The 22,004-nt window shown below is 36.7% G+C and carries 16 protein-coding genes, 1 pseudogene and 1 riboswitch; of the genes and pseudogenes, 4 read left to right on the forward strand and 13 right to left on the reverse strand.

Annotated features, from left to right (window positions below):
* Positions 1 to 50 precede the first annotated feature (50 nt).
* From NX902_RS21835 to NX902_RS21855, 5 genes are all read right to left on the reverse strand, one after another.
* Entirely contained in the window at positions 51 to 467 is a 417-nt protein-coding gene (locus tag NX902_RS21835; protein ID WP_163188017.1) for a hypothetical protein, read from the reverse strand.
* A 181-nt stretch (positions 468 to 648) separates the two neighbouring features.
* Positions 649 to 4,227: an Ig-like domain-containing protein gene (locus NX902_RS21840; RefSeq protein ID WP_341160989.1), complete on the reverse strand. Its 3,579-nt coding sequence runs from the start codon at positions 4,225 to 4,227 to the stop codon at positions 649 to 651.
* A gap of 273 nt (positions 4,228 to 4,500) precedes the next feature.
* Positions 4,501 to 5,448, reverse strand: a complete 948-nt coding sequence (locus NX902_RS21845; RefSeq protein WP_144545747.1) for an AEC family transporter — start codon at positions 5,446 to 5,448, stop codon at positions 4,501 to 4,503.
* A gap of 81 nt (positions 5,449 to 5,529) precedes the next feature.
* Entirely contained in the window at positions 5,530 to 7,236 is a 1,707-nt protein-coding gene (locus NX902_RS21850; RefSeq protein WP_144545749.1) for an NAD-dependent malic enzyme, read from the reverse strand.
* An 845-nt stretch (positions 7,237 to 8,081) separates the two neighbouring features.
* Positions 8,082 to 8,330, reverse strand: a complete 249-nt coding sequence (locus NX902_RS21855; RefSeq protein WP_341160990.1) for a hypothetical protein — start codon at positions 8,328 to 8,330, stop codon at positions 8,082 to 8,084.
* Between the two features lie 197 nt (positions 8,331 to 8,527).
* Between NX902_RS21855 and NX902_RS21860 the strand changes: the two genes are divergently transcribed.
* Positions 8,528 to 8,872: a hypothetical protein gene (locus NX902_RS21860; RefSeq protein WP_286167795.1), complete on the forward strand. Its 345-nt coding sequence runs from the start codon at positions 8,528 to 8,530 to the stop codon at positions 8,870 to 8,872.
* Between the two features lie 249 nt (positions 8,873 to 9,121).
* Here the strand turns inward: NX902_RS21860 and NX902_RS21865 are convergent, their stop codons facing one another.
* The 3 genes from NX902_RS21865 to NX902_RS21875 form a co-directional block, all read right to left on the reverse strand.
* Entirely contained in the window at positions 9,122 to 9,682 is a 561-nt protein-coding gene (locus NX902_RS21865) for a transposase (protein ID WP_303982501.1), read from the reverse strand.
* 229 nt (positions 9,683 to 9,911) lie between these two features.
* A complete protein-coding gene (locus NX902_RS21870) occupies positions 9,912 to 10,916 on the reverse strand; it encodes an aromatic ring-hydroxylating dioxygenase subunit alpha (RefSeq protein ID WP_303982498.1) in 1,005 nt (334 codons plus the stop codon).
* Between the two features lie 25 nt (positions 10,917 to 10,941).
* Positions 10,942 to 12,300 (reverse strand): uracil-xanthine permease family protein, encoded by a 1,359-nt coding sequence (locus NX902_RS21875; protein WP_061799415.1) that lies wholly within the window; start codon positions 12,298 to 12,300, stop codon positions 10,942 to 10,944.
* Between the two features lie 182 nt (positions 12,301 to 12,482).
* A riboswitch (purine riboswitch) is annotated at positions 12,483 to 12,584 on the reverse strand.
* A gap of 157 nt (positions 12,585 to 12,741) precedes the next feature.
* Between NX902_RS21875 and guaD the strand changes: the two genes are divergently transcribed.
* Complete coding sequence (gene guaD, locus NX902_RS21880; RefSeq protein WP_303982495.1) at positions 12,742 to 14,109, forward strand: guanine deaminase; 1,368 nt, start codon at positions 12,742 to 12,744, stop codon at positions 14,107 to 14,109.
* Between the two features lie 172 nt (positions 14,110 to 14,281).
* Here the strand turns inward: guaD and NX902_RS21885 are convergent, their stop codons facing one another.
* The 5 genes from NX902_RS21885 to NX902_RS21905 form a co-directional block, all read right to left on the reverse strand.
* A complete protein-coding gene (locus tag NX902_RS21885; RefSeq protein WP_047941950.1) occupies positions 14,282 to 15,121 on the reverse strand; it encodes an endonuclease/exonuclease/phosphatase family protein in 840 nt (279 codons plus the stop codon).
* Positions 15,118 to 16,761, reverse strand: a complete 1,644-nt coding sequence (locus NX902_RS21890) for a PTS transporter subunit IIBC (RefSeq protein WP_217275647.1) — start codon at positions 16,759 to 16,761, stop codon at positions 15,118 to 15,120. Before NX902_RS21890 ends, NX902_RS21885 begins: the two co-directional genes overlap by 4 nt.
* A gap of 336 nt (positions 16,762 to 17,097) precedes the next feature.
* Positions 17,098 to 18,012: a ribokinase gene (gene rbsK, locus NX902_RS21895; protein WP_047941948.1), complete on the reverse strand. Its 915-nt coding sequence runs from the start codon at positions 18,010 to 18,012 to the stop codon at positions 17,098 to 17,100.
* Positions 18,013 to 18,034: 22 nt separating this feature from the next.
* Positions 18,035 to 18,694, reverse strand: coding sequence for a ribulose-phosphate 3-epimerase (rpe, locus tag NX902_RS21900; RefSeq protein WP_303982492.1), 660 nt, complete (start codon positions 18,692 to 18,694; stop codon positions 18,035 to 18,037).
* Entirely contained in the window at positions 18,687 to 19,703 is a 1,017-nt protein-coding gene (locus NX902_RS21905) for a LacI family DNA-binding transcriptional regulator (RefSeq protein ID WP_047941946.1), read from the reverse strand. The genes rpe and NX902_RS21905 overlap by 8 nt, the downstream gene beginning before the upstream one ends.
* A gap of 293 nt (positions 19,704 to 19,996) precedes the next feature.
* On the opposite strand from NX902_RS21905, the gene NX902_RS21910 reads away from it, so the two are divergent.
* Positions 19,997 to 21,415 carry a PTS transporter subunit IIC gene (locus tag NX902_RS21910; RefSeq protein ID WP_047941944.1) on the forward strand — a complete coding sequence of 473 codons (1,419 nt, stop codon included), beginning with the start codon at positions 19,997 to 19,999 and terminating at the stop codon, positions 21,413 to 21,415.
* A gap of 164 nt (positions 21,416 to 21,579) precedes the next feature.
* Positions 21,580 to 21,819, forward strand: a pseudogene (locus NX902_RS21915) (IS5/IS1182 family transposase); the annotation flags it as partial.
* Positions 21,820 to 22,004: the final 185 nt, after the last annotated feature.

The following is a 22,004-nucleotide window of genomic DNA, read 5'->3' on the forward strand; positions in this document are numbered from 1 at the left end:
GTCATGCAAAAATATCCTCATCTGGAATGGGGATGAGGGAGGAAGGATTATTATGAATACTGTAATAGTTTGGTTATCTGCCTTGTCCACTTTACCAAAGACTGTCTATGAACTATTAATCTAAGGCTAATCCCTGAGTCTGTTCCCATGTTTGAATGAATCATTCCATTGTCAAAGTGAATATAAAATGTATAAAGATTTTCCTCCATCTTTTGATAGCTAAATGAAATGTCGGGTTCAATGGCTGAAATTTCTCCAGAAAGATGGAGATTTTCCAATTGAGACAGCGCTGTTTCTATACCAGGGTTAGACCAAGTTACCTCATGAGAAAATGTTCCCGAGCCAAAGTCAAATGTGAATCTTAATCGTAATTGAGGAAAGCCTTCTTCTAAATTATGTATATCGATTACTTCTGTTTTTAGTTTTGTCTTACTATATTCAAATCCCTCATCTTTTAGGGAAAACATGATGAGTCCCCTCCCTTTCCTAGTTAATATTATCTTACCATTTTCTTTAGAGGTAGGAGCTGTCGTTTAGTAAACCATCGAAATGCTGTAATAATGAACTATTAATCGAGAAAGCTCTCGGTTTCAAAGTAGTTCCCACAAGCAAAAGCACCTTCCACGCGGGAAGGTGCAGATCCTGTCTCTATTTCACTTTTATCTCTCTTTTTTTACTCTTATTTCCCGCTTTATCTTGTGCATAAATAGTTAAAACGGTATGCTTTTTTTGTTTTTTTATAGTAATTTTATAGGTACCATTTTTTCCAGCTACACTTTTCCCTAGCTTGCTTTTTCCTTTATAGACATATACGGTTGCATTTTTTTCTGCTTTTCCAGATATGCTAGTAGATTTCGTTGTAACGGTGCTTGCAGTCGGCTTGGCTGGGGCCGTCTTATCCGCTACTTTTACCACTACCTCTTTACTTTTATTTTTTGCTGCATCTTCTGCATAGACTGTTAGCTTAGTGCCTGCCTTTTGCTTCGCAATTTTCACTTTAAACGTCCCTTTTGCATCCGCTGCTGCTTTCCCTAATGTCTTGCTGCCTGCTTTTACGGATATTGTTGCTTTTGCTTCTGTTTTACCTGTTACCGCTGTTGCCGAATCGCTTACACTATTTACTTTTGATAAAGAAGGAGCCGTTTTGTCTACTACTTTTACCACTACTTCTTTACTCTTATTTTTCGCTGCATCTTCTGCATAGACTGTTAGCTTAGTGCCTGCCTTTTGCTTCGCAATTTTCACTTTAAACGTCCCTTTTGCATCCGCTGCTGCTTTCCCTAATGTCTTGCTGCCTGCTTTTACGGTTACTGTTGCTTTTGCTTCTGTTTTACCTGTTACCGCTGTTGCCGAATCGCTTACGCTATTTACTTTTGATAAAGAAGGAGCCGTTTTGTCTACTACTTTTACCACTACTTCTTTACTTTTATTTTTCACTGCATCTTCTGCATAGACTGTTAGCTTAGTGCCTGCCTTTTGCTTCGCAATTTTCACTTTAAACGTCCCTTTTGCATCCGCTGCTGCTTTCCCTAATGTCTTGCTGCCTGCTTTTACGGTTACTGTTGCTTTTGCTTCTGTTTTACCTGTTACCGCTGTTGCAGAGTCGCTTACGCTATTTACTTTTGATAAAGAAGGAGCCGTTTTGTCTACTACTTTTACCACTACTTCTTTACTTTTATTTTTCACTGCATCTTCTGCATAGACTGTTAGCTTAGTGCCAAGCTTTTGTTTAGCAATCTTTACTTGGAAAGCACCCTTTGTATCTGCTGTCGCTTTTCCTAAAATTTTGCTGCCTGCTTTTACGGTTACTATTGCTTTTGCTTCTGTTATCCCTGTTACCGAGGTCGCCGTATCACCAACAGGATTAACCTTCGAAATAACAGGAGCCGTTTTGTCTACTACTTTTACTACTACTTCTTTACTTTTATTTTTCGCCGCATCTTCTGCATAGATTATTAGCTGCGTACCCGCCTTTTGTTTAACAATCTTTACTTGGAAAGCACCTTTTTCATCAGCCATTGCTTGCCCTAATATTGTGGAACCAGCTTTCACCGTAACTTTTGCCTTCGCCTCTACTGTACCTGTAACAACTGTTGCAGAATCACTGACACTATTCACCTTTGGTAATGGTGGGGCCGTTTTGTCCTTGACTGTAACGGTTGTCTCTTCACTCTTCACTCCATTTCTCTCTGCGTAAACAACTAGCTTGGTGCCTGCTGCTTGGCGCGGGATAGAAACAGCAAAGGAACCATTAGAATCGGAATAGCCCGTTGCTAATACCGATTTATTTTTCGCGATGACTATGGCAGTATTCTTATCCGCCTTGCCTCTCACTACAAGATCAGAATCTCCTATTTCAGTTACACTAGGTGTTGCAGGTTTCACAATCGCTGCATCTTTCTTTGTTAAAAGAGTATACGTAATGTTTTGCCCCTTACTTGCCGGTACCGTAAATTCCTTTTCAGATTGAATCGCTTTAACGATTGCTCCGCCACCCTGTAAGTATGTGTAATTGCCGTTGTATAGCTTTTCTTTAATTGAATCAAATGAGGCATTTCCTTTAAAGCCATAAGGACCTGAATCTTCTTTTAATGTGAGTGCTCCTCTAAAGTTTGTCATCAATTGGCCAAATGTAATGTTAGAAGTATATTTTTGCATGACTTCTTCTATAGCAAGATAATTTGAGTTCTTATTGTTAATGATTTGCTTAAAAATCTGATTTCCTTGTCCTGCTTGCTCTTTCACATATTGCATAAATAAATAAGATAAGGAATAGTTGGCTAACGTATCGCCATAATAATCCCAATAGATTAGGGAGTGTCCATTTGTTATGCTTGAAGCACTGTTATAATAATCAATTCTGCTTTGAAGTGCTTCTCCTAGATAGATTTGCTCGGCAGCCATCGCTAATCCCTCATCCATCCAGACATCCATACTAGTCTCGCCTTGAACAAATACTTTTTGATTATAGTTAATCATATGCTCAAATTCATGGGCAAGAGTAGAATAGGCCGCAGACACATCTTTTGACGAATACATTCCCATGAGCGGATAGGTATCGATATAAAAGATTTCTGAGCGATTGGATGTAGAGTAAGCATACAGATCTTGCGGTGAAAAGTATCCTGCAACATAACCGCCGCTGCCACTAAAGCCATCCTGTATATCATAGGTAAAAATATTTACCTTTCCATCCCCATCCACATCTGATTCATTTCCAAAATTCGTGACATCTGATGTATAAATTTTATCATCGAATTCTTTCCCTAATTGTTCCGCCTGCTGTTTAGAAAGCTGGTTATTATGAACCCAGACATTCGCATGTTTCCCACTGTAAAGCAGGCTTGCAGTTAACTGATAATCTTGATTTGTTTCTACATTTGTTACCCAAAAGCTCTTATTTGCCCCAACCTGATAGCTTTTTTGAATGGAGCGCATATTTTTGTTGAGCTTTCTACTATCACTTGTTTCTGGATCAAACGGTTTTACAAAGTCCAGTTTGTAAGCATCTTGATCCATCTTCTTATTAAAGCTATACTCCTCATTGTTTATTTGAAAATAACCAGTAGATTCATAGTTATTTTCATCAGGGGATTCATTACTAATTAACTCAAAGTAACGACCATCGGGCGGTTCTGAGGCCCCATTATAAAAAGGATTCACTACTTTGAAATAAGTGGAATCTGAGTAATAGCTATCATCATTACTACTATATGTACCAATTCTCATATAAATATATGGATCTTCCTGATACAGTGATTTATCCAAAGTTATTCCTAAAGATACAACCCCTGAATATGATCCCAAATAGCTAGTGGAAGTACCTATATAAGCTATTTCTCCATTGTTAGCTGTGTAAAAATTCACATCCAAATAAGGGTCTTTGTAATTATCGTCGTTTTCTATCTTAAGGGAGACTTCCATTTTCGAGTCCGTATATTCGGTAGTAGAAGAATATGTAAGCAAGTGCGTGCTTCCCACACTATCAACCAACGAGTCAATAAAACTACCTTGTTTAATTAATGGATAGTCATTAGGATTCAAATAATTCTGATTCCCCTTATTATTCTTACAAAGATTCTCCTGCTTAGTAATGCTTGTTTGAATCTGTCCATTCTTTAAAGATGATTGCTGCATTTCATTACTGTTTGCTAAAACATTTGATGATAAACCAAAAGCTAATAGCAACGCCATAAAAATAGATATTATCTTTCTACTTTTTTTCATCATTTTCCCCTCCGTTGCTATCATACTATATTTACCTATTTCCTTCTATATATTAGGAATATAATCCATATTTTTCTATATTTATAGTAATAAAGATTCTATTTATTTAATCAAAAGCAGAAAAAGAGCCTCCATATGATTGGAAACTCCTTCAATGCATAGTTTTGTACTTCTCAGATGGACAAAATTGATAGAATGTCTTTTTGTGGTGCCTGTCACCATTAAAAGAAGAAAAGGAAGCAGTAAGATCCCCTTCTGCTTCCTTTTCTTCTTTTAAATCAACCAGGTTATAAAGATTGGTAATGTAATTAATGATAATATAGTGCTTATCACAAAAGATGATGCTGTTTCCGTTGTTAATGAATCAAATCTAGTTGAAATCATCGCTGCAACGGCTGATCCTGGAAATGCTACTAATAAAATAGCTTTTACGGTATCGGCATGGCTTAACCCTACTAGATGAGCGACCAATATCATAAATAATGGAAGCACTATTACTTTTAATAGCGAAATACCAAAAGCAACTCCTTGGAAATTAATTTTGCGTATACCTACGGTTACCCCTACCGCAAATAAAGCAACGCCAGACGTTACGGAGCCAATTTGATTAAGCGCACTTTGTATTATTTCTGGTGAGTGAAAACCAAAGAGTGTCAATACAACTGCTAGTAATGGAATACAAGCAAGTGGTTCACTTAATCCATGCAAAATAATACCTAGTGTGCTTCCCTTCTCATCCTTTGTTTTCCCTTTATTGCTTTCTCCAATATTCCCAACAATTGTTGCTAAAGGATCTAAGATGGCATTAACTACAATTCCTGTAATCGCAATAGGAATAGCTACTTCTTGTTGTCCGAATAAACTACCAAGCACAGAAATTCCCATAAAGGCAAATGCTGGCTGCGTAGAATTTAACGAGAACATCGAAGCTTTTGTAACATCATATTTAAAAATAAACTTCATAATAACTAGTAATATGACATAAAAACCAATAATACCAAGAAACATATTTAAGAAGAACGGCCATTGATCGATTAATGTTTGCTTCGATGTGGTTGTAATTCCAATAAATAAATGCGCAGGCAGTGCAAATTTTGTTACTAATGTATTGAGACCTTTTGAGGAATCAGCATTAAATATGTTTAAATAGCCACCTAAATATCCTAAAATAATGGTAAAAAAGATGGGGATTAATACTAAAAATATATGTCCAAGAGACATGGTAGTTCACTTCACTTTCCCTTTGTTCGTTTCTAAGATGTAGGAACCGTCTTTCAGTGATTGCAAGACGATTCCATTTATTTAATTGTCTTGTTTTAATGTTATTGTTTTATAATCCGGCTTCCACATATAATCATTAAGCGCTTGTTCTAGATTCTCTATTTCCGCGTGCGCAATTCCTTCTTTGATCGCAGCTTCCGCTACTGCCATAGCTACAGCTTTAGATACCTCTTGTAATTTATCAATAGAAGGAAGAATAGATGCCCCAAGCGAGCTGCTATTAGATAAAGACGCAACGGCATTTGCAGATGCTGCAAACATTCCTTTTGAAATAATGGCAGCTTTTGCAATAATTGCTCCTAACCCTAATCCTGGAAATACAAATGCGTTATTTGATTGGCCAATTTCATATGTGACACCGTTATATTCCACGTCTTTAAATGGACTACCAGTAGCAATTAATGCTTTTCCATCTGTCCATTTAATAATGTCTTCTGGTGTAGCTTCTGCTAATGGAGTCGGATTAGACATTGGCATGATAATCGGACGTTCAACATGTTTAGCCATCTCTTTTACCACTTCTTCCGAGAAAGCACCTGCTTGTCCAGATGTACCGATAAGAATAGTCGGTTTTACTTTTCTAATCACTTCTAAAAGCGGAATAATATTTACCTCATTTCTTTCCCAATCCTCTACTTCTTTTGCAGAACGAATATATGGTTGTTGGAAAGAAACAACATCTGGAGTTTCGTCTGTTAATAATCCACGGAAGTCAATAGGCCAAAAGCGGTTATACGCTTCTTCTCTTGGAACTCCCTCTAATACCATTGTTTCTACCATTTGATCTGCATTCCCAATGCCTGCAGCACCTGGCCCAAAGATAACAATTCGCTGATCAGAAAGAGACTCTTTCGTAACTTTTAAAGCAGACATGATAGCCGCCAAAGTAACAGCACCTGTTCCTTGGATATCATCATTGAAAGTAAGAATTTTATCACCATATTTATCCATGATTGCACGAGCATTTACATTTCCAAGGTCTTCCCAATGAAGGAGAACATCTGGAAAAGCCTTCAATGCATTGTCCACGAATCGCTCAATAAACTGATCATAGTTTTTGCCACGAACACGACTAAATTTGTTACCAAGATATAATGGATCTTGAATTAAAGCTTCGTTGTTTGTTCCCACATCCAACACAATTGGAAGCACTCTACTAGGATCTATGCCAGCCGCTGCCGTATAAACAGCTAGTTTACCGATCGCAATATTAATACCACCGACACCCTGATCTCCAATACCAAGAATACTTTCTGAATCGGTTACTACTATTAAATCAATTCCATCACTAGGAATATTTAAATTGTTAAAAGCTTCTTCCATGTTCTCCATATTATCGATAGATAAGTATAATCCACCAGGAATATGATATTCATGAGAGTACTTTTGAATTACTTCTCCAACAGTAGGAGTGTAAATAATGGGCAGCATTTCGTTCAGGTTATCCTGAAGTACTTTATAAAATAGAACGACGTTTCGATTATACAAATCATATAAAAGACCGTTTTTACGTAAATCACTTGTTTGGGCAGAAAATTGTTCGTAAATACGTTTAGCTTGTTCTTCTAATGTTAGAATTTGAGTTGGTAATAAACCATTTAAACCAAGCTCTTGACGTTCTTCTTTCGAAAAGGCTACGCCTTTATTAAGAAATGGATTTAATAAGAGCTGTTTTCCTTTTAAATTTGTTTGAATAACATCTTGTTTACTAATTGTACCTATTGCCATGTCTTGCTCCTTCTTTCTTTTTTAAGTTAACAGAAATTCTCAAATTGATATATCTTTAATTCGAGATAAATTCCGACACTTCTTTTCCTTACGAAGTTCTCTCTAAGCCTCGTTCCTTCCTATAGTTAAACTACTTCTTTGTCCCCCTTTCTCTCCATTAATCTATAGGTCATTCTTATTTTTTTAATAATTTTTTCTACCCTAGTTATAATTCGTAACCAAATATACGCCTGCTAAAAATGCTTGTCAAGGAATTGATTTAGACAAAAGTTTACGGAAAAGATGAGGATTTTAGTAGCAGCGTAGATGGTACCGCTTTATCATCATAGAAAAAATAATTAAGTCATTTATCTTTAGTGGAAACGATCTAGCACCCTTGTTTTTTTGGTCTTACCTCCTGCTTACTCTTTACCCTTTATTAGGATAACTAGGTAAAATTTAGAAGCTTCATTATCGGCTGAAAATTTTATAAAAAACAGCCTCCTGATGAAGACTGTTTTCTTCCTTAAACTTTTGTTGAGAAAATAATTGAACTCTATCCAAGATCATTGAAAAAAAATCTATATATTACCTTTGTCCATGGTAACAAACATTAACTATATTTATTCTATAGATTAAATGTTAATAAAGTGCACTAATGTTATATTATTGAGCTTAATGATAATCTCACTCTACTTTTTTTAGAGATTTAATATACTATTTTGTGAAATAAAATAAAAATCACTATTATTTACTCTAAATTCATTAGGAATTGAATCATAATCAATAAATAAGGATAACTTTCAATATTTAAAATAGACCTTATCAGGTTGATTTTTTATGATAGAAAATAGCTTTTTCAATTATTAGATAATTCCCAATGGAAGATTGATGATACCACCATGAATTATACTGATTACTTCTTCCGCAAGTGAATTTTCCACTTCTATATATTGAATATACTCACCATTATTAAGTAATCGTTCAAAATATAGGTTCCATTGCTCAATAATATTTTTTATTGAGCAAATTCTTTTTTTATCAATCCAATTATAATAATATAAGAAAAAATTAAACTCATTGGGGACAGTTATTGTAAAATTTAGGAATTCCACACATAAAATATCCATTTTTTGTTATAAAAGTATTATAATTCTATTTATCTAGTATTTTATCAAAAATAATAGGAGGTATAGCCACTGATTAAGCAAAAAAATTTCTTCCAACTAACATAAATAAATAGTAGGTTTGTTAATATTATGGATAAATATGTATATTAGATTTTAAAATAAGTACTTTGGAGAGGGGAAGTATGTTGAGGAAAAAATTATTTCTGACATTTGCTTTAACTATTCTGTTAATAGGAGGATGCTATTATTTTTTTATCTATTTTCCATTTCCACCTTCAAAAGATTTTTATGACTTCCCAGTTCCTAGAAATGCTGAAATTATAAAAGAAACTGAAACTTCAAAAACTTATAAATGGCCAAATGCATCAGAAGAACATGGTATTCCCTTTAGATATGTAAAAGTCATAAAATCAAATGGCTGGAAAAAAGAAGAACAAGTGGGAGCGTCGACTTATTATAGCAACGGAGAGCATCAAATCATATTGACTTCCACAACAGATATAATAGCCATCGAAAAAGTAAAATAAGATATAAGAATTTTGTTGTAAAGTGTTATTTTTCAGGAGAAATACAAATATTTGGAGGTTTGAATTGAAAAAGGCATTAGGATTATTAATATTTCTTTTGTTCTTTAGTATAGGCTATAAAGCTCATGCAAGTGAACAGAGATTTTCAATTGATAGTTTTACAGTAAAGCAAAAAACGTAAAACCTTGGTGAAAAAACTCTTTAATTAAGAACAACTTATTCAACTGTCCTAAAGCTAGTAATGCAAACTTAGATTGGATATTGATCAGATTCTTTTCCTCTCGCATGTAAAAATTGAAGATATTTCTCGATTTTTGGGTCGGGGAAATAAGCAAAAATCCGTTCTGAATTTACCAAGCTTCCCTCCTTGGTCTCTATATAGTCAAAATAACTGCTCCAAGGATATTCTTCCAAGCTTTCTACCATACCAGCTCGAATTGGATTTAGATGAATGTACCGATTTACTTCTAATTCATATTGAGCAGAAGTGATCAACTCAGAGCCATAACGACTTTCAAACACATGCCCTGTAAAATCGTATTTCTTATTGAAATATATCGCGTAATTAAAATGGAGAGATCTTATAATGTCACTTGGAGAATGTTGAAGGGTTTTTATTTGAAGATGGATGTGATTTGTCATCAAACAATAGGTTTGCAGAATAAATGGCTTTTCCTCCATTACTTCTGTCAACAATCGCAGATACTTTTTACGATCTTCCTCGTCCAAAAATAAAGAAGTCCGGCGAATACCTCGACTCGTAATATGATAACTAGCTTCAGGATACCAAACACGCTTTTTTCTAGGCAACGAACAACCTCCTTTTTTATGAAATTTGATTGCATATTATGAAGGATGAAACTGAGGGAGATTAGCAAAGGGACTTATAACTGTATCCTAGGAATAAGTTAAAAAGAGGCAGCTTAAAATATTACATTCTACCTCCCAAACAAAATCCCTCCATTTTTTGTCCAAAAAAATAGGAAAAGGAACCAAAAAATGATCCCTCTTCCCCTTTGTCCTCCAGAGAGAGACAGAATTAGCTTTTTGTCTTTTTATGGTGCCTGTCACCAGGAGTTGTTCCATTCTCCACCCCTAGTTCCTGCAGCCATCTACGGTAGCTGATCGTCAAAGCGTCTGACTTAAGATGCAATTCAACCTGCAGATCCAATGGCAGTAATTCTGGCTTTTGGCTTTGAACAATATCTAAATCTTGATAAAAGATTTTATCCTGGAATTCGATAAATGGTTCATCTGGTTTATCTAAATCATAGTTTCTTGTTAACAGCATAAAGGCTTTCGACTGTTCGTTATCTTCTTGATTGACGACAAGCAAAATCGTCAACGCATCTTCTGATCCATCTGTTGTTTTCGTGAAACGAGCAGTTGTTGGATTTAGAATTTCATACACATAATTGGCATATCCACCTTTTGAGCGTCCATCTGGATTGGGCTGGTAGACAGGAATTTTGCTTGTAATAAAACGGTTATCGATAAAATCCACTTTATAATCGACCACTTCGGCATGATCCTCATCTCCAAGCAAGCCTTCATGAACAAACATAAGATGGGAAACATCGAGGAAGTTTTCAATGATTCGCGGTGCATTTGCTTTTACCTCATAAGGACCACATATCGCTGTTCGATATCCTTCTGTACTATATTCAGGATAAGAAATAAGCGGTGCTGGATCATCCCCCAAGTTCACCCAAATAAGTCCAAGGTATTCCTCACAATGATAAACGGTTGCTTTCGCTTTTCTTGGAATAGCTCGTCCATTTGGCAATGCTGGAATCTTGACACACGCCCCTGCACAATCGTATTCCCAAGCATGGTATGCACAAACTAAATTTCCGTTTTTTACCTTACCAAGCGAAAGTGCCGCTCCTCTATGAATACACAAATCTTTAAAGGCATGAACGCCTTTCTCATTTCGAAAAATGGCTACTCTTTCTCCAAGAACAAATACTTGTTTCGGATCATCCTGCAATTCCTCTGCTTTACATACTGGATGCCATTCATTCCATAGTCTATCTTGTTGCATAATCGCGCCTCTCCTGTTCCTATTTTTAGTTAACATTTACCGTTGGCTTGTTTGTATTTACACGCTCTACTTGTTTTTGCGGCAAAACTAGATTAAGAATTAATGCAGCAATGGCTCCTATAGCTGTCCCTGATGATACAAAGTAAGTAACAATTTCAGGCAGCCCATTTAACACATTCGCCGGCATTAATACAGCAAATAAAGCGAGCATGATTGGAACTCCAATAACAATCATATTTCTCTCCGTAAATTCCAATCCTTTCACGACTTTAAATCCATTCATCATAATGATTACGCATAAAATCGCAAATACACTATTAATCACCACACTAGGGATACAGGCAATCAAACTCGTCAGTTTTGGCATCATGCCTAGAACTACTAACATAATTCCCCCCATAATAATTGGCTTACGGCTCTTTACTCCTGTAATCGCAATAATACCAGCATTAGAGGAATAGCCCGTTACTGGCGTTCCACCAAAAAAAGAACCGACAAAACAGCCTAACCCTTCACCGAATGCACCGCCATTTAAACGTTTGTCATTAAGCTCTTCACCCGTTACATTGCTTACAGTAAACCATGTTCCCGTTGTTTCAATAGTGACAATTAAGTAAACTACAATCATGACTAGGATGGCATGAACATTGAATTGTGGCGCTCCAAATGCAAATAGACTTGGCATTTGAAACCAGCTTGCATTTTCTAATGAGGCAAAACTAACTAAACCGAAGAAAGAGGCAACAAGTGAGCCTAATCCTAGTGCTAAGATAACCGATACTACTTTTATATATTTCCATTTAGATTTAGCCTTTTCCCCTACGTACATACAGAAAATCAATACAGCTGCTGTAACGGTCGCAACCAAGATATTTTCGCCAAAACTACCTTCTGCTGTATAAATAGAATTAATCGCACTCGGCATTAAAGAAATCCCTACAACCACAATAACAGTCCCAGCAACAATCGGTGGGATGACTTTTCTAACCACTTTGCTATAGAGTTTAAGCGGATAACCAAGCAAGGCAATAATTAAAGCACCAGGTATTAAGCTGCCTATCATTGTTCCAATTCCTGATGTCGTTCCAATTGCTGCAAGTGCACTTAATGGCACAAAGGAAGGTCCTTGCATAACAGGAAGCTTCATTGCAAAGCCTGCTTGAATAATCGTTGCAATTCCACATGCGATAAAGGTCATTTGGATCAGCAATGCACTATCCGATACGGAAAAGGACAATAAGCCTGCCAAGATAATCGGCGGGATAAACAAATCCATCGCTAATATTTGCTGTACTCCTAGAAAAATCGATTTGCCAACGGTAATTTCTTCTTTTCCTTTCTGTATATTCCCCTTTGCTTCCAAATCTTTTGCCATATTCTCCATCCCAGTACCCCCTGTTGATGATACCTTCATATAATCCTTGTTTCTTCATTAACGAGCAAATTCACCGAACAGAAAAGCTCGAAGTACATACCTTCCTTAACAAAAGAAAAGCATGCACTTCGAGCCCTTTATAATCAAAGTATGACAAGAATAGACATCTCCCTATAAAGGGACGTCATGTCCATTTTATCTCTGCTTTTCATAGTCAGTTTATTTACGGTAAACAGGTAGAAACTTGTAGGCCATATCCCTACGATTATATGAAAATACACTATTTATTTTTGAATATTATAGCAACCTGAAACATTTGCAATGCTCAAGCCCACCTTCAACATTCACTTCATTTTTTAAAATACGCAATAAAATTTTTTATTTACTAGCAATTATCAACTTGCTACAATGACTATATTAACACAAAACACGAACATTAGGAAGGTGTTTATGAACAATTATACGCATATTTTTCACGGAACTGCTTTTTCTAGTGAATCTCCCAAAAAAGTAACTATATTGAAAGACTATTTATTCTTTATCGATACCAATGGAATGATAAAAAAAATGATCGGACCGGAACAGGCCGAATATCCAGCCTTGTTAGAGACTTATGAAGGACAAGCTAACTTCCACCGTTTAGCAGAGGGGCAATATTTCTTACCTGGTTTTGTAGACTTGCATGTTCATGCACCGCAATGGGCACAGTCGGGTACAGCTTTAGATATCCCGCTATACGATTGGCTGCATACCTATACATTTCCGCTAGAAGCTAAGTATGCAGATTTATCCTTCGCCTCATCAGTATATGAAGACTTGGTAAGCACCTTGCTTGCAAATGGAACAACAACCGTTCTTTATTTCGCGACTGTCCACAAAGAGGCGAGTTTGTTATTGGCAAAAATCTGTGCAGAAAAAGGGCAAAGAGGTTTAGTAGGCAAGGTCGTCATGGATGATCCAGAACAAAACCCATCCTATTACCGAGATGCTGATACAAAAACAGCTCTAGCTGATACAGAGTCATTTATTTTAGCCGTGAAAGAGTTAGCCAAAGAGGCGAAACAAGGTGTTTATCCTGTTGTTACACCTCGATTTATTCCAAGCTGCTCAGACGAAGCCCTTAAGGGACTTGGCGAATTGGCAGCAAAATATGATACCCATATTCAGTCCCATTGCAGTGAAAGTGACTGGGCTCATGGTTATGTAAAAGAACGCTTGGGTAAGCATGACGCATTCGCTCTCCATGATTTTGGATTATTAGGCGACAAATCTGTGATGGCTCATTGTAACTTCTTAGATGACAACGATGCCGCATTATTTGCGGAAACTGGTACAGCCATCAGCCATTGCCCGCTATCCAACGCCTACTTCGCCAATAGCGTACTGCCCATAAAAAGATTTCAATCAATGGGAATTGATATCGGACTCGGTACAGATATTTCCGCTGGTGCCACTCCAAGTCTGTATGATAATGCGAAGCAAGCCGTTGTTTCCTCGAGAATGCTAGAAGATGGCGTAAATCCAGCTCTTCCCGCAGAGGAAAGAGGCGTACCAGATTCCCGAATTTCTATTCATGAAGCCTTTTATCTAGCAACTGCCGGCGGGGGTGAAAGCTTAAGTCTGCCAATCGGACGTTTACAAGAAAACTACACTTGGGATGTACAAATCATTGATACAAAAACACCAACTGCAAAACTGCCGATTTTCTCTGAAGCAGAAGATTTAGATGATATTTTCCAAAAGATCCTCTATCTCGTACGCCCAGATAATATCTCGGAAGTTTGGGTTCAAGGAGAGAAAGTTCACTCCCGTTCTTGAGAATTCTATTGGTCTACAATCAATCAGATAACATGAAGCACCCTAATCAAACGTTTGATTAGGGTGCTTCTGCTAAGTAAAAAAGCTAATACGGAAGAATATATTTAAATGTCCCTTGTAGAGAGACAGCGTCTTTTTATGGTGCCTGTCACCCTATCTGTCACCCTATCTGTCACCCTATCTCTACCTTAACCCCAAAATGATCAGACACAACCGGCGTGGTTCTTCCATCAAAAACAGTTTCATATGAGTAAACAGATAGATTAGAAGAAACAAAGATATAATCAATCCGAAGCAGATCACTATTATTCTCCCAGCCATCAATTTTCTTCTCCACAGTATGGCTGCCATTTTTGACCGTGGCATCTAGATAAGCATCCTTTAAATAAGGGTGCTTGGAAACAACACTATACCCTTCCTCTTCGATATGGGCAGGGTTATTAAAATCGCCCATCAACAAGATACATCCACCTGCCCGTGCTTCCGCTTCCCATGCTTCAACAAGCTTGTTCCATTCATACAAGAAAGGATAACTTTCGGTTTCATCCTGCCACCAAGATAGGTGCAATCCGTATACTAAATAGTTTCTTTCACTTGCTTGAAAACTAACTTCCAACGCTTTTCTTGTATGATAGTCTGTATAATCATCTTTGCGGGACAGCAATATCCCTCTTGCATTTGTTACTTTAAATCGAGTAAGAATGGCGATTCCTTCATCATATTGGTCGTAACCTATATGACTAGGAACCCAGCTCCAATAATATTCAAGCCCTTCTTTCTTCAGCTCCTGCTGGAGAAGAAAAGCAAAGTTATCTTTTTTAATTACCGTATCTTGATTGGGGGCAATGAAAAAAGAATCCACCTCTGCCTCCTCTGCATCCATCGATTGATTTACTTCCTGTAAGGAAATAACATCATAGGAATCAGCAAGCAATTGCTCCATGATTGCTTCCAGTTTTTCTAAAGGACTTTCTTCTATCCAGCTATGGGTATTTAATGTTAATAATTTCATTCACTTTGCTCCAAATAGTCATTAATGTCTGATTTCAGAATGTCAGCCTTTGGACCATAGATAGCTTGAACACCGCCATCCTTCTTAATTAAGCCCATTGCACCAGCTGCTTTCCATGACGATTCATCGCCTACTTTATCTAGCTCTTTTACGGAGACACGCAGTCTTGTCATACAGGCATCCACATCGGTAATATTAGCTTTTCCGCCTAATAAGTCGACAATTTCTAACACTTGGCTGTTAGTAGGACCAGCGTTCCCAGCTTCTGTGGTGTTAGAATCTGCATCACTTTCATAGTTACCATTACGACCTGGTGTTGAAAAATTAAATTTCTTAATCATGAAATTCGCAATAAAATAGCTCACTATAAAGAAGACAATACATACAATCACAAAGTTTAGGACGTCGCCTCCCAAGCCTGCTTTAAAAGCAATCGGCAAACGTGTAATCAGTTCTAAGTTTCCAAAGGAATGGAGCCGTAAATGGACAATATCCGCAGAGGCAAAAGCTAATCCTTGTAAAATAGCATAAACAACATAAAGTACAGGAGCAGCAAACATAAACATGAATTCTAATGGCTCTGTAACCCCTGTTAAGAAGACAGCGATGGCTGCGGAAAAAATCATTGATTTATATTTTTTCTTTTTATCCATATCCACATTTCGGTAGATTGCAACAGCGACTCCCATCAAAATTGCTGTCGCACCAATCATCTGCCCTACTTTAAAACGTGCTGGAGTAACAGATGAGAGCAGTTGGTTATATGCCGCAGTATCACCCGCATTTTGTAGATTCACTAAATCACTTGCCCATGCTAGCCAAAGTGGATCTTGTCCAAATACTTCCTTACCAGCCATCACACCAGACATAATCGTATATGTTCCACCTAGTGAGGTATAGTTAATTGGAATCGTTAACATATGGTGTAGACCAAATGGAATAAGTAGACGTTCAGCTGTACCATAGATAAAAGGCGCTAGGATTGGAGCGCTTTCACTTGAAGTCGCAATCCACAGTCCAAAATGGTTAATTCCCGTTTGAATCGTAGGCCAAATCACCGCAAGGATCAAGGAAACGATAACAGACCAAAGGATAACCACAAACGGTACAAATCGTTTTCCATTAAAGAAGGCCAGTGCATCTGGCAGCTTTCTGAAATTGTAATATTTATTATAGACAATTGCTCCGATAAAGCCAGAGATAATCCCCACGAAAACACCCATATTAAGTGCAGGCGCTTCCAATACACTTGTAAAATATCCTTCTACTAAAATTTTGGTTCCAAATAAAGTATGCGTAAATGCTCCTTCTTCAGATAGCATTTCATTTGTAACTCCAAAGATAGAGCCTGTAATTCTATTAATTAATAAGAAGGCAATTCCCGCAGCAAAGGCTCCTCCTGCTTTTTCCTTTGCCCACGAACCACCAATTGCTAAGGCAAATAAAATATGTAAATTACCAATAATCCCCCAGCCAATATTCTCTACAACGCTTCCAATTGTGATAAAAACAGAAGCATCGATCATGGCAATCAGCTTACCTAAACTAATCATGATTCCAGCTGCCGGCATAACAGCTACCACTACCATCAATGCTTTTCCGAATTTTTGCCAAAATTCAAATGACAACATCTTTTTCATTGTGTTCCCTCCTATTTCCAATTAAAACGTTTGCACTAAAACTTATCTTTGATTATAGTAATATATCTACCATTTTACAAGAAAAATATTCTTGTTATTAGTAACTAGTGGTGAAAAATACGAAAAATCACGCAAACGATTGCATTAAAATAAAATCTTCGCAAAAGAAAATCCTTCTACTAGAATGAATGATAAATAAATTGCGTCTGTTAATTTAACTGTCTATCTCCTATGGACAAAATAGACCGTTTGTCTTTTTATGGTGCCTGACACCCAAAAAATCCCCAACCAGTTACGGATGAGGATTTTATCAAGTTTTTTAGTATAACCAAAGCCTTACTTCACCAAATACCCTTCTACTTCACTCAAAGTTGGGATTGCTTCTTGGCCGCCGCTCCGCGATACTTTTATTCCTGCTGCAACGCTTGCGAAATTAGCCGCTTTTACTAAATCATTCGTATCTAAATAGGCACTAGCAAGAGCACCTGCAAAGCAGTCGCCTGCTCCTACTGTATCCACTGCTTTCACTTTAATAGCATCTACTACTGTTGCTTCTCCATTTTTGTATACTAAGCTTCCATGTTCGCCCATTTTGACAATGACATCAGAAATGCCTTTTTCATTTAGTTTTTTCGCTGCTTCAAGTGCCGTTTCTTTATTTATTACATCAATTCCAGTGATGCGTTTTGTTTCTTGTTTGTTTGGTGTTACTAAGTCAGCATATTGAAAGGCTTCCTCAAAGATTCCATCAGCAGGTGCTGGATCTAAGATTACATACATTCCGCGTTCTTTAGCGGCCTGCATTGCAGCGATGATAGATTCCTTGCTAGTTTCCAATTGGACAAGCAGAATCTTCGCATCTATTTGGGCGAATATCTTCTCAATATCCTCTTTTGATAGAGAATCGTTTGCTCCCTTTGTTCCTACCATTGTGTTTTCACCTGAACTGTCAACAATCGCAACAAAAGTACCAGTGCCTGATGCTTCACTTTGCACAATATAACTAGTATCCACATTTTTTGCCTGTAAATTCTCAATCAATTGATTTCCTGCACTATCTTTTCCAACGGATCCAACTAGACACGTTTTTTTACCAAGCTTCGCTACAGAGACAGCTTGGTTTGCTCCCTTTCCCCCTGGCAGCATCTTAATAGAATCACAAAACATCGTATCCCCATATGCTGGATACTTCGGTGCTTCTACAATTATATCCATATTAATACTGCCGACAACTACGATATCATAATTCATTTTAGCTTTCCTCCAGTTGGTTTTAGTTAAATATTTCTCTTGTTAATCGAACATTTTCTTCCAATGAATGATTACTATTAAATACAGCACTTGTTCCTAATACATACATCGACGCACCATTTTCTTGGCATGTTGGAATGGTAATTTCTCCAATATTGCCGTCTACTTGAATCTCGATTTCACGATTATACTGCTTTATCTTCTCATTTAGTTTCGCAATCTTTTCATACATAGAAGGAATAAATTTTTGGCCGGCAAATCCTGGGTTTACAGTCATCACTACGACATAATCAATTAAGTCATATACTTGATCAAGGAATTCAAGCGAAGTTCCCGGATTTATCGCTACTCCCGCTTTTATTCCTTTCTCTTTAATTTTCATTAATACACTATGTAGAGCATTTGTTGATTCTTGATGCACGGAAATCATGTCTGCTCCACACTCTGCAAATAAGTCGATATGTCTTTCTGGCTCTTCTACCATTAAATGAATATCTAATGGGGTTGTTGTAAGTCTGCGAACCGTTTTCACAAAGTCTGGTCCTAATGTGAAATTGGGTACAAATTTTCCATCCATAATGTCAATATGATAAAAATCAACACCCGCTTTATCTAACTCTTTAATATTTTGTTCTAAATTCCCTAAGTCTGCACACATCAGAGATGGTCCGATTTTATTCATTAATACTTCCTCCATTAATTGTTGACGAATTTCTTATGACTAACTTTGGCTCCAATTCATATTGTTTCTGCTTATTCTTCGGATTTTTTATTAATTGGATTAATTCATTGACCGCTAATCTGCCAATATCTTCTTTGCACTGATCTACAGATGAAAGAGTTGGATACATATAGGAAGCAAGACTAATATTATCGTAGCCTACAATCTTCACTTCACTTGGTACTTTAATGCCAAACTCATGGCATGCACGCATAGCGCCAATAGCCATTGCATCGTTTGCACAGAAAATGCTATCGAATGAATGGCCATTTTGAATGAGAGCCTTTGTATTTTCATACCCACTTGCGGTTCCAAAATCGCCATAACATATATGCGTTTTGACAGGATGTCCCGCCTCGTTTAAAGCAAGCGTGAATCCAGTTAAACGATCAATCGCACTTTTCTCATTTTTAGGTCCGGAAATAAACACAATATTATTACATTTTTCATCTCGAATAAGATGAGTAACTGCCAGCTGTGCACCTAAAGTGTGATCAACAGTTATGGCAGAGTATGGATGTTCAAAATTTGCACGGTCAATTGTAATTGTTCTAATTCCGCGTTTTTCTAATTCTGCTAAGTCACTTGCATCTACATGAAGCGAATTAATAATGGCGCCACTAACATAGTGGTCAATCATAGATTCTAGGTAATATTCCACTTTCATGCGATCATCATCACTATTGCATAAATACACATTATAACCGTTTTCATTTGCAACCTTTTCAATTTCCCTAACCAACTCAGGAAAAAAGGGATTATTCAATGTTGGGACAAGAAGCGCAATTAAATTGGAGCTTCCTTCCGAAAGACTTTTGGCTATTTTATTTGGTTTATAATTTAATTTTTTTATTACATTTTCTACATGCGTAATTGTTTCAGGCTTCGCGCCACCTTTATTATTAAGAACTCTTGATACAGTAGCAACAGAAACACCTGCTTCTTTCGCAACATCTTTGATTGTTATCATCTTAATCCCTCATTTACGTAACCGATTACTTATTTTCATTTAATCATTCCCAAAAAATAATGTCAACTGAAATTATATATTTTAAAAACTTACCGCTTTTTATCAATCCAGCGAAAAGGCTCTCCTATCAACGAAACCGGTTACTTTCCTTTCTCTCTTATTCTTTTAAAAATGCTTTTCCTTTAATAAACTAATTTAAATTAATAGTTGTACCTTTAAAAAAATTCTGTTATATTTTGAGTAACCGTTTACGGAACCGATTACGTAAATTTCATAAAAGGAAGGTAAGTCAAATGTTTTTTGAGAAATTAAATGATGCTTTTAATGGCTTTATTAATTTAGGAGGATCTGCCATGATGTTTATCATCATTACGATTCTTTCCTTAATCGTTGGCGTTTCTATCTCGAAAGCAATTGAAGGCGGCCTAAGAATGGCCATTGCCTTAACGGGTATGGGAGCAATTATTTCTTTGCTTACTACTGCTTTTTCACCAGCACTAAATAGTTTTGTAGAATCTACGGGAGTTGCCTTATCTGTTACGGATTTAGGATGGGCTCCACTCGCTGTTATCACATGGGGATCTGTTTACACACTCTATTTCGCTTTTATATGCCTTTTAGTAAACGTATTCATGTTGATCGCTAAGAAAACAACAACCTTAAACGTAGATTTATTTAATATTTGGAATCTCTCTGTCATTGGTCTTCTTACTATGTATTATTCTAATGATAATCTAATTTTAACAACATTATTCGTAGCTTTTATTTACGCATTAATGCTTATCAATGCAGATGTAATGAAGCCTACAATCAATGAGCTTTTAGGCTATGACCAAAACAACATTACAACAACTGCTCATCCATCCTTATTAATCGCACCACTTGTTATGGTGTTAAACAAGTTTATTGATATATGCTTACCATTTATTGATAAATTTGACTTTAATGCAGAAGCATTAAATAAAAAAATTGGTTTCTGGGGCAGTAATTTCGCAATTGGTGCCTACTTAGGGATATTCATCGGTATTCTTGGACAATTGTCAGTCGCAGAAATTTTCACCTTAGCCTTTACTGGTGCTGTTGCCCTTGAACTATTTGCATTAGTTGGCAGCTGGTTCGGCCCAGCAATTGGTCCTTTATCCGAAGGTATTACATCGAAAATGAGTAAGCGTTTTAAAGGCCGGAAATTATTGATAGGAATCGACTGGCCAATCTTAGCGACACGCGCAGAACTATGGGCAGTAGCGAATATTTTAGCACCAATCTTGCTGCTAGTCGCTATCTTTCTTCCCGGCAATACAGTCCTTCCATTAGGAGGAATTCTGCTTACTGTATTAGCCCCAGCTCTTCTAATCGTAACAAAGGGAAGAGTAGTACGCATGACCATTATTGGAACCATTTTAATTCCTTTATTCTTATGGGGAGCAACTTTTATTGCTAAATTCGTGACGGAAACCTCCAAAGCTATGGGGAATTTTCCTAATGGACTGGCTGCTGACGCCCTGTTCTCTTCCGTGGACTCTGATCCAATTGAAAAAATGCTCGCTATTCTATTTGGAAAAGCTGTCGATACTTGGGATATCAAATTAATAGGATTCTCCGTGCTAGCTCTTGCCGCTTATATCCTGTTATTCGGCTGGTACTTTAAACAAATGAGAAAGGAAAATAAGAAAATGGAATTGAAACAAAATACAGATAAGAAAGTGTCATAACTAGAAAGTAGGCTGGGACAAAACCCACCTCTAAGACGAAAAAAACGGTGAAATTTTACGACAAGTAAAATTTCACCGTTTTGCTTATTTTTACAATAAAAAATAAGGACAACTTCTGATAAATTAAGTTACCACACAAAATCTAATCAGAAAGAAGTGTCCTTATATTTAAAGATTATATCATGAATCAACTCGTTTTGCCTTTAGATTTAGAAGTAACGTTACAAAATAATGATATTGCCTTCCATGTCCATCATTTAGTGGAAAGTATCCCTCAAGAAACGTTTGAACCATTTCTTCAAAATGAAGGTTGTCCTGCCTATCATCCACGCATGAAGCTTAAAATTATTCTATGCACCTTACTCTCAATCTGTCTTATAAGACATAAAATTAAGGACCTAGTAATATTCAATATATTCACTTTTGTTATTACTTTGCCCAAGATTGTTAAAATCTGATTTCAATATAATAGAGATACTGTTTTATCAAGTTAGATATACTAGAGTAATTTAGTATTTAATGCAGAAATTGTAAGAATATAGTCTCTTATTTAAATAGAGGACTATCTTTCAAGAGATTTGCAATTTTT

It is taken from the genome of Niallia sp. FSL W8-0954 (assembly GCF_038005605.1).
Lineage (GTDB): Bacteria > Bacillota > Bacilli > Bacillales > Cytobacillaceae > Niallia > Niallia circulans_A.

Bases quoted from the DNA above. Each gene is read 5' to 3' on its own strand.
- NX902_RS21835 (WP_163188017.1), bottom strand. From the start codon at position 467: ATGTTTTCCCTAAAAGATGAGGGATTTGAATATAGTAAGACAAAACTA.
- NX902_RS21840 (WP_341160989.1), bottom strand. From the start codon at position 4,227: ATGAAAAAAAGTAGAAAGATAATATCTATTTTTATGGCGTTGCTATTA.
- NX902_RS21845 (WP_144545747.1), bottom strand. From the start codon at position 5,448: ATGTCTCTTGGACATATATTTTTAGTATTAATCCCCATCTTTTTTACC.
- NX902_RS21850 (WP_144545749.1), bottom strand. From the start codon at position 7,236: ATGGCAATAGGTACAATTAGTAAACAAGATGTTATTCAAACAAATTTA.
- NX902_RS21860 (WP_286167795.1), top strand. From the start codon at position 8,528: ATGTTGAGGAAAAAATTATTTCTGACATTTGCTTTAACTATTCTGTTA.
- NX902_RS21870 (WP_303982498.1), bottom strand. From the start codon at position 10,916: ATGCAACAAGATAGACTATGGAATGAATGGCATCCAGTATGTAAAGCA.
- NX902_RS21875 (WP_061799415.1), bottom strand. From the start codon at position 12,300: ATGGAGAATATGGCAAAAGATTTGGAAGCAAAGGGGAATATACAGAAA.
- guaD (WP_303982495.1), top strand. From the start codon at position 12,742: ATGAACAATTATACGCATATTTTTCACGGAACTGCTTTTTCTAGTGAA.
- NX902_RS21885 (WP_047941950.1), bottom strand. From the start codon at position 15,121: ATGAAATTATTAACATTAAATACCCATAGCTGGATAGAAGAAAGTCCT.
- NX902_RS21890 (WP_217275647.1), bottom strand. From the start codon at position 16,761: ATGAAAAAGATGTTGTCATTTGAATTTTGGCAAAAATTCGGAAAAGCA.
- rbsK (WP_047941948.1), bottom strand. From the start codon at position 18,012: ATGAATTATGATATCGTAGTTGTCGGCAGTATTAATATGGATATAATT.
- rpe (WP_303982492.1), bottom strand. From the start codon at position 18,694: ATGAATAAAATCGGACCATCTCTGATGTGTGCAGACTTAGGGAATTTA.
- NX902_RS21905 (WP_047941946.1), bottom strand. From the start codon at position 19,703: ATGATAACAATCAAAGATGTTGCGAAAGAAGCAGGTGTTTCTGTTGCT.
- NX902_RS21910 (WP_047941944.1), top strand. From the start codon at position 19,997: ATGTTTTTTGAGAAATTAAATGATGCTTTTAATGGCTTTATTAATTTA.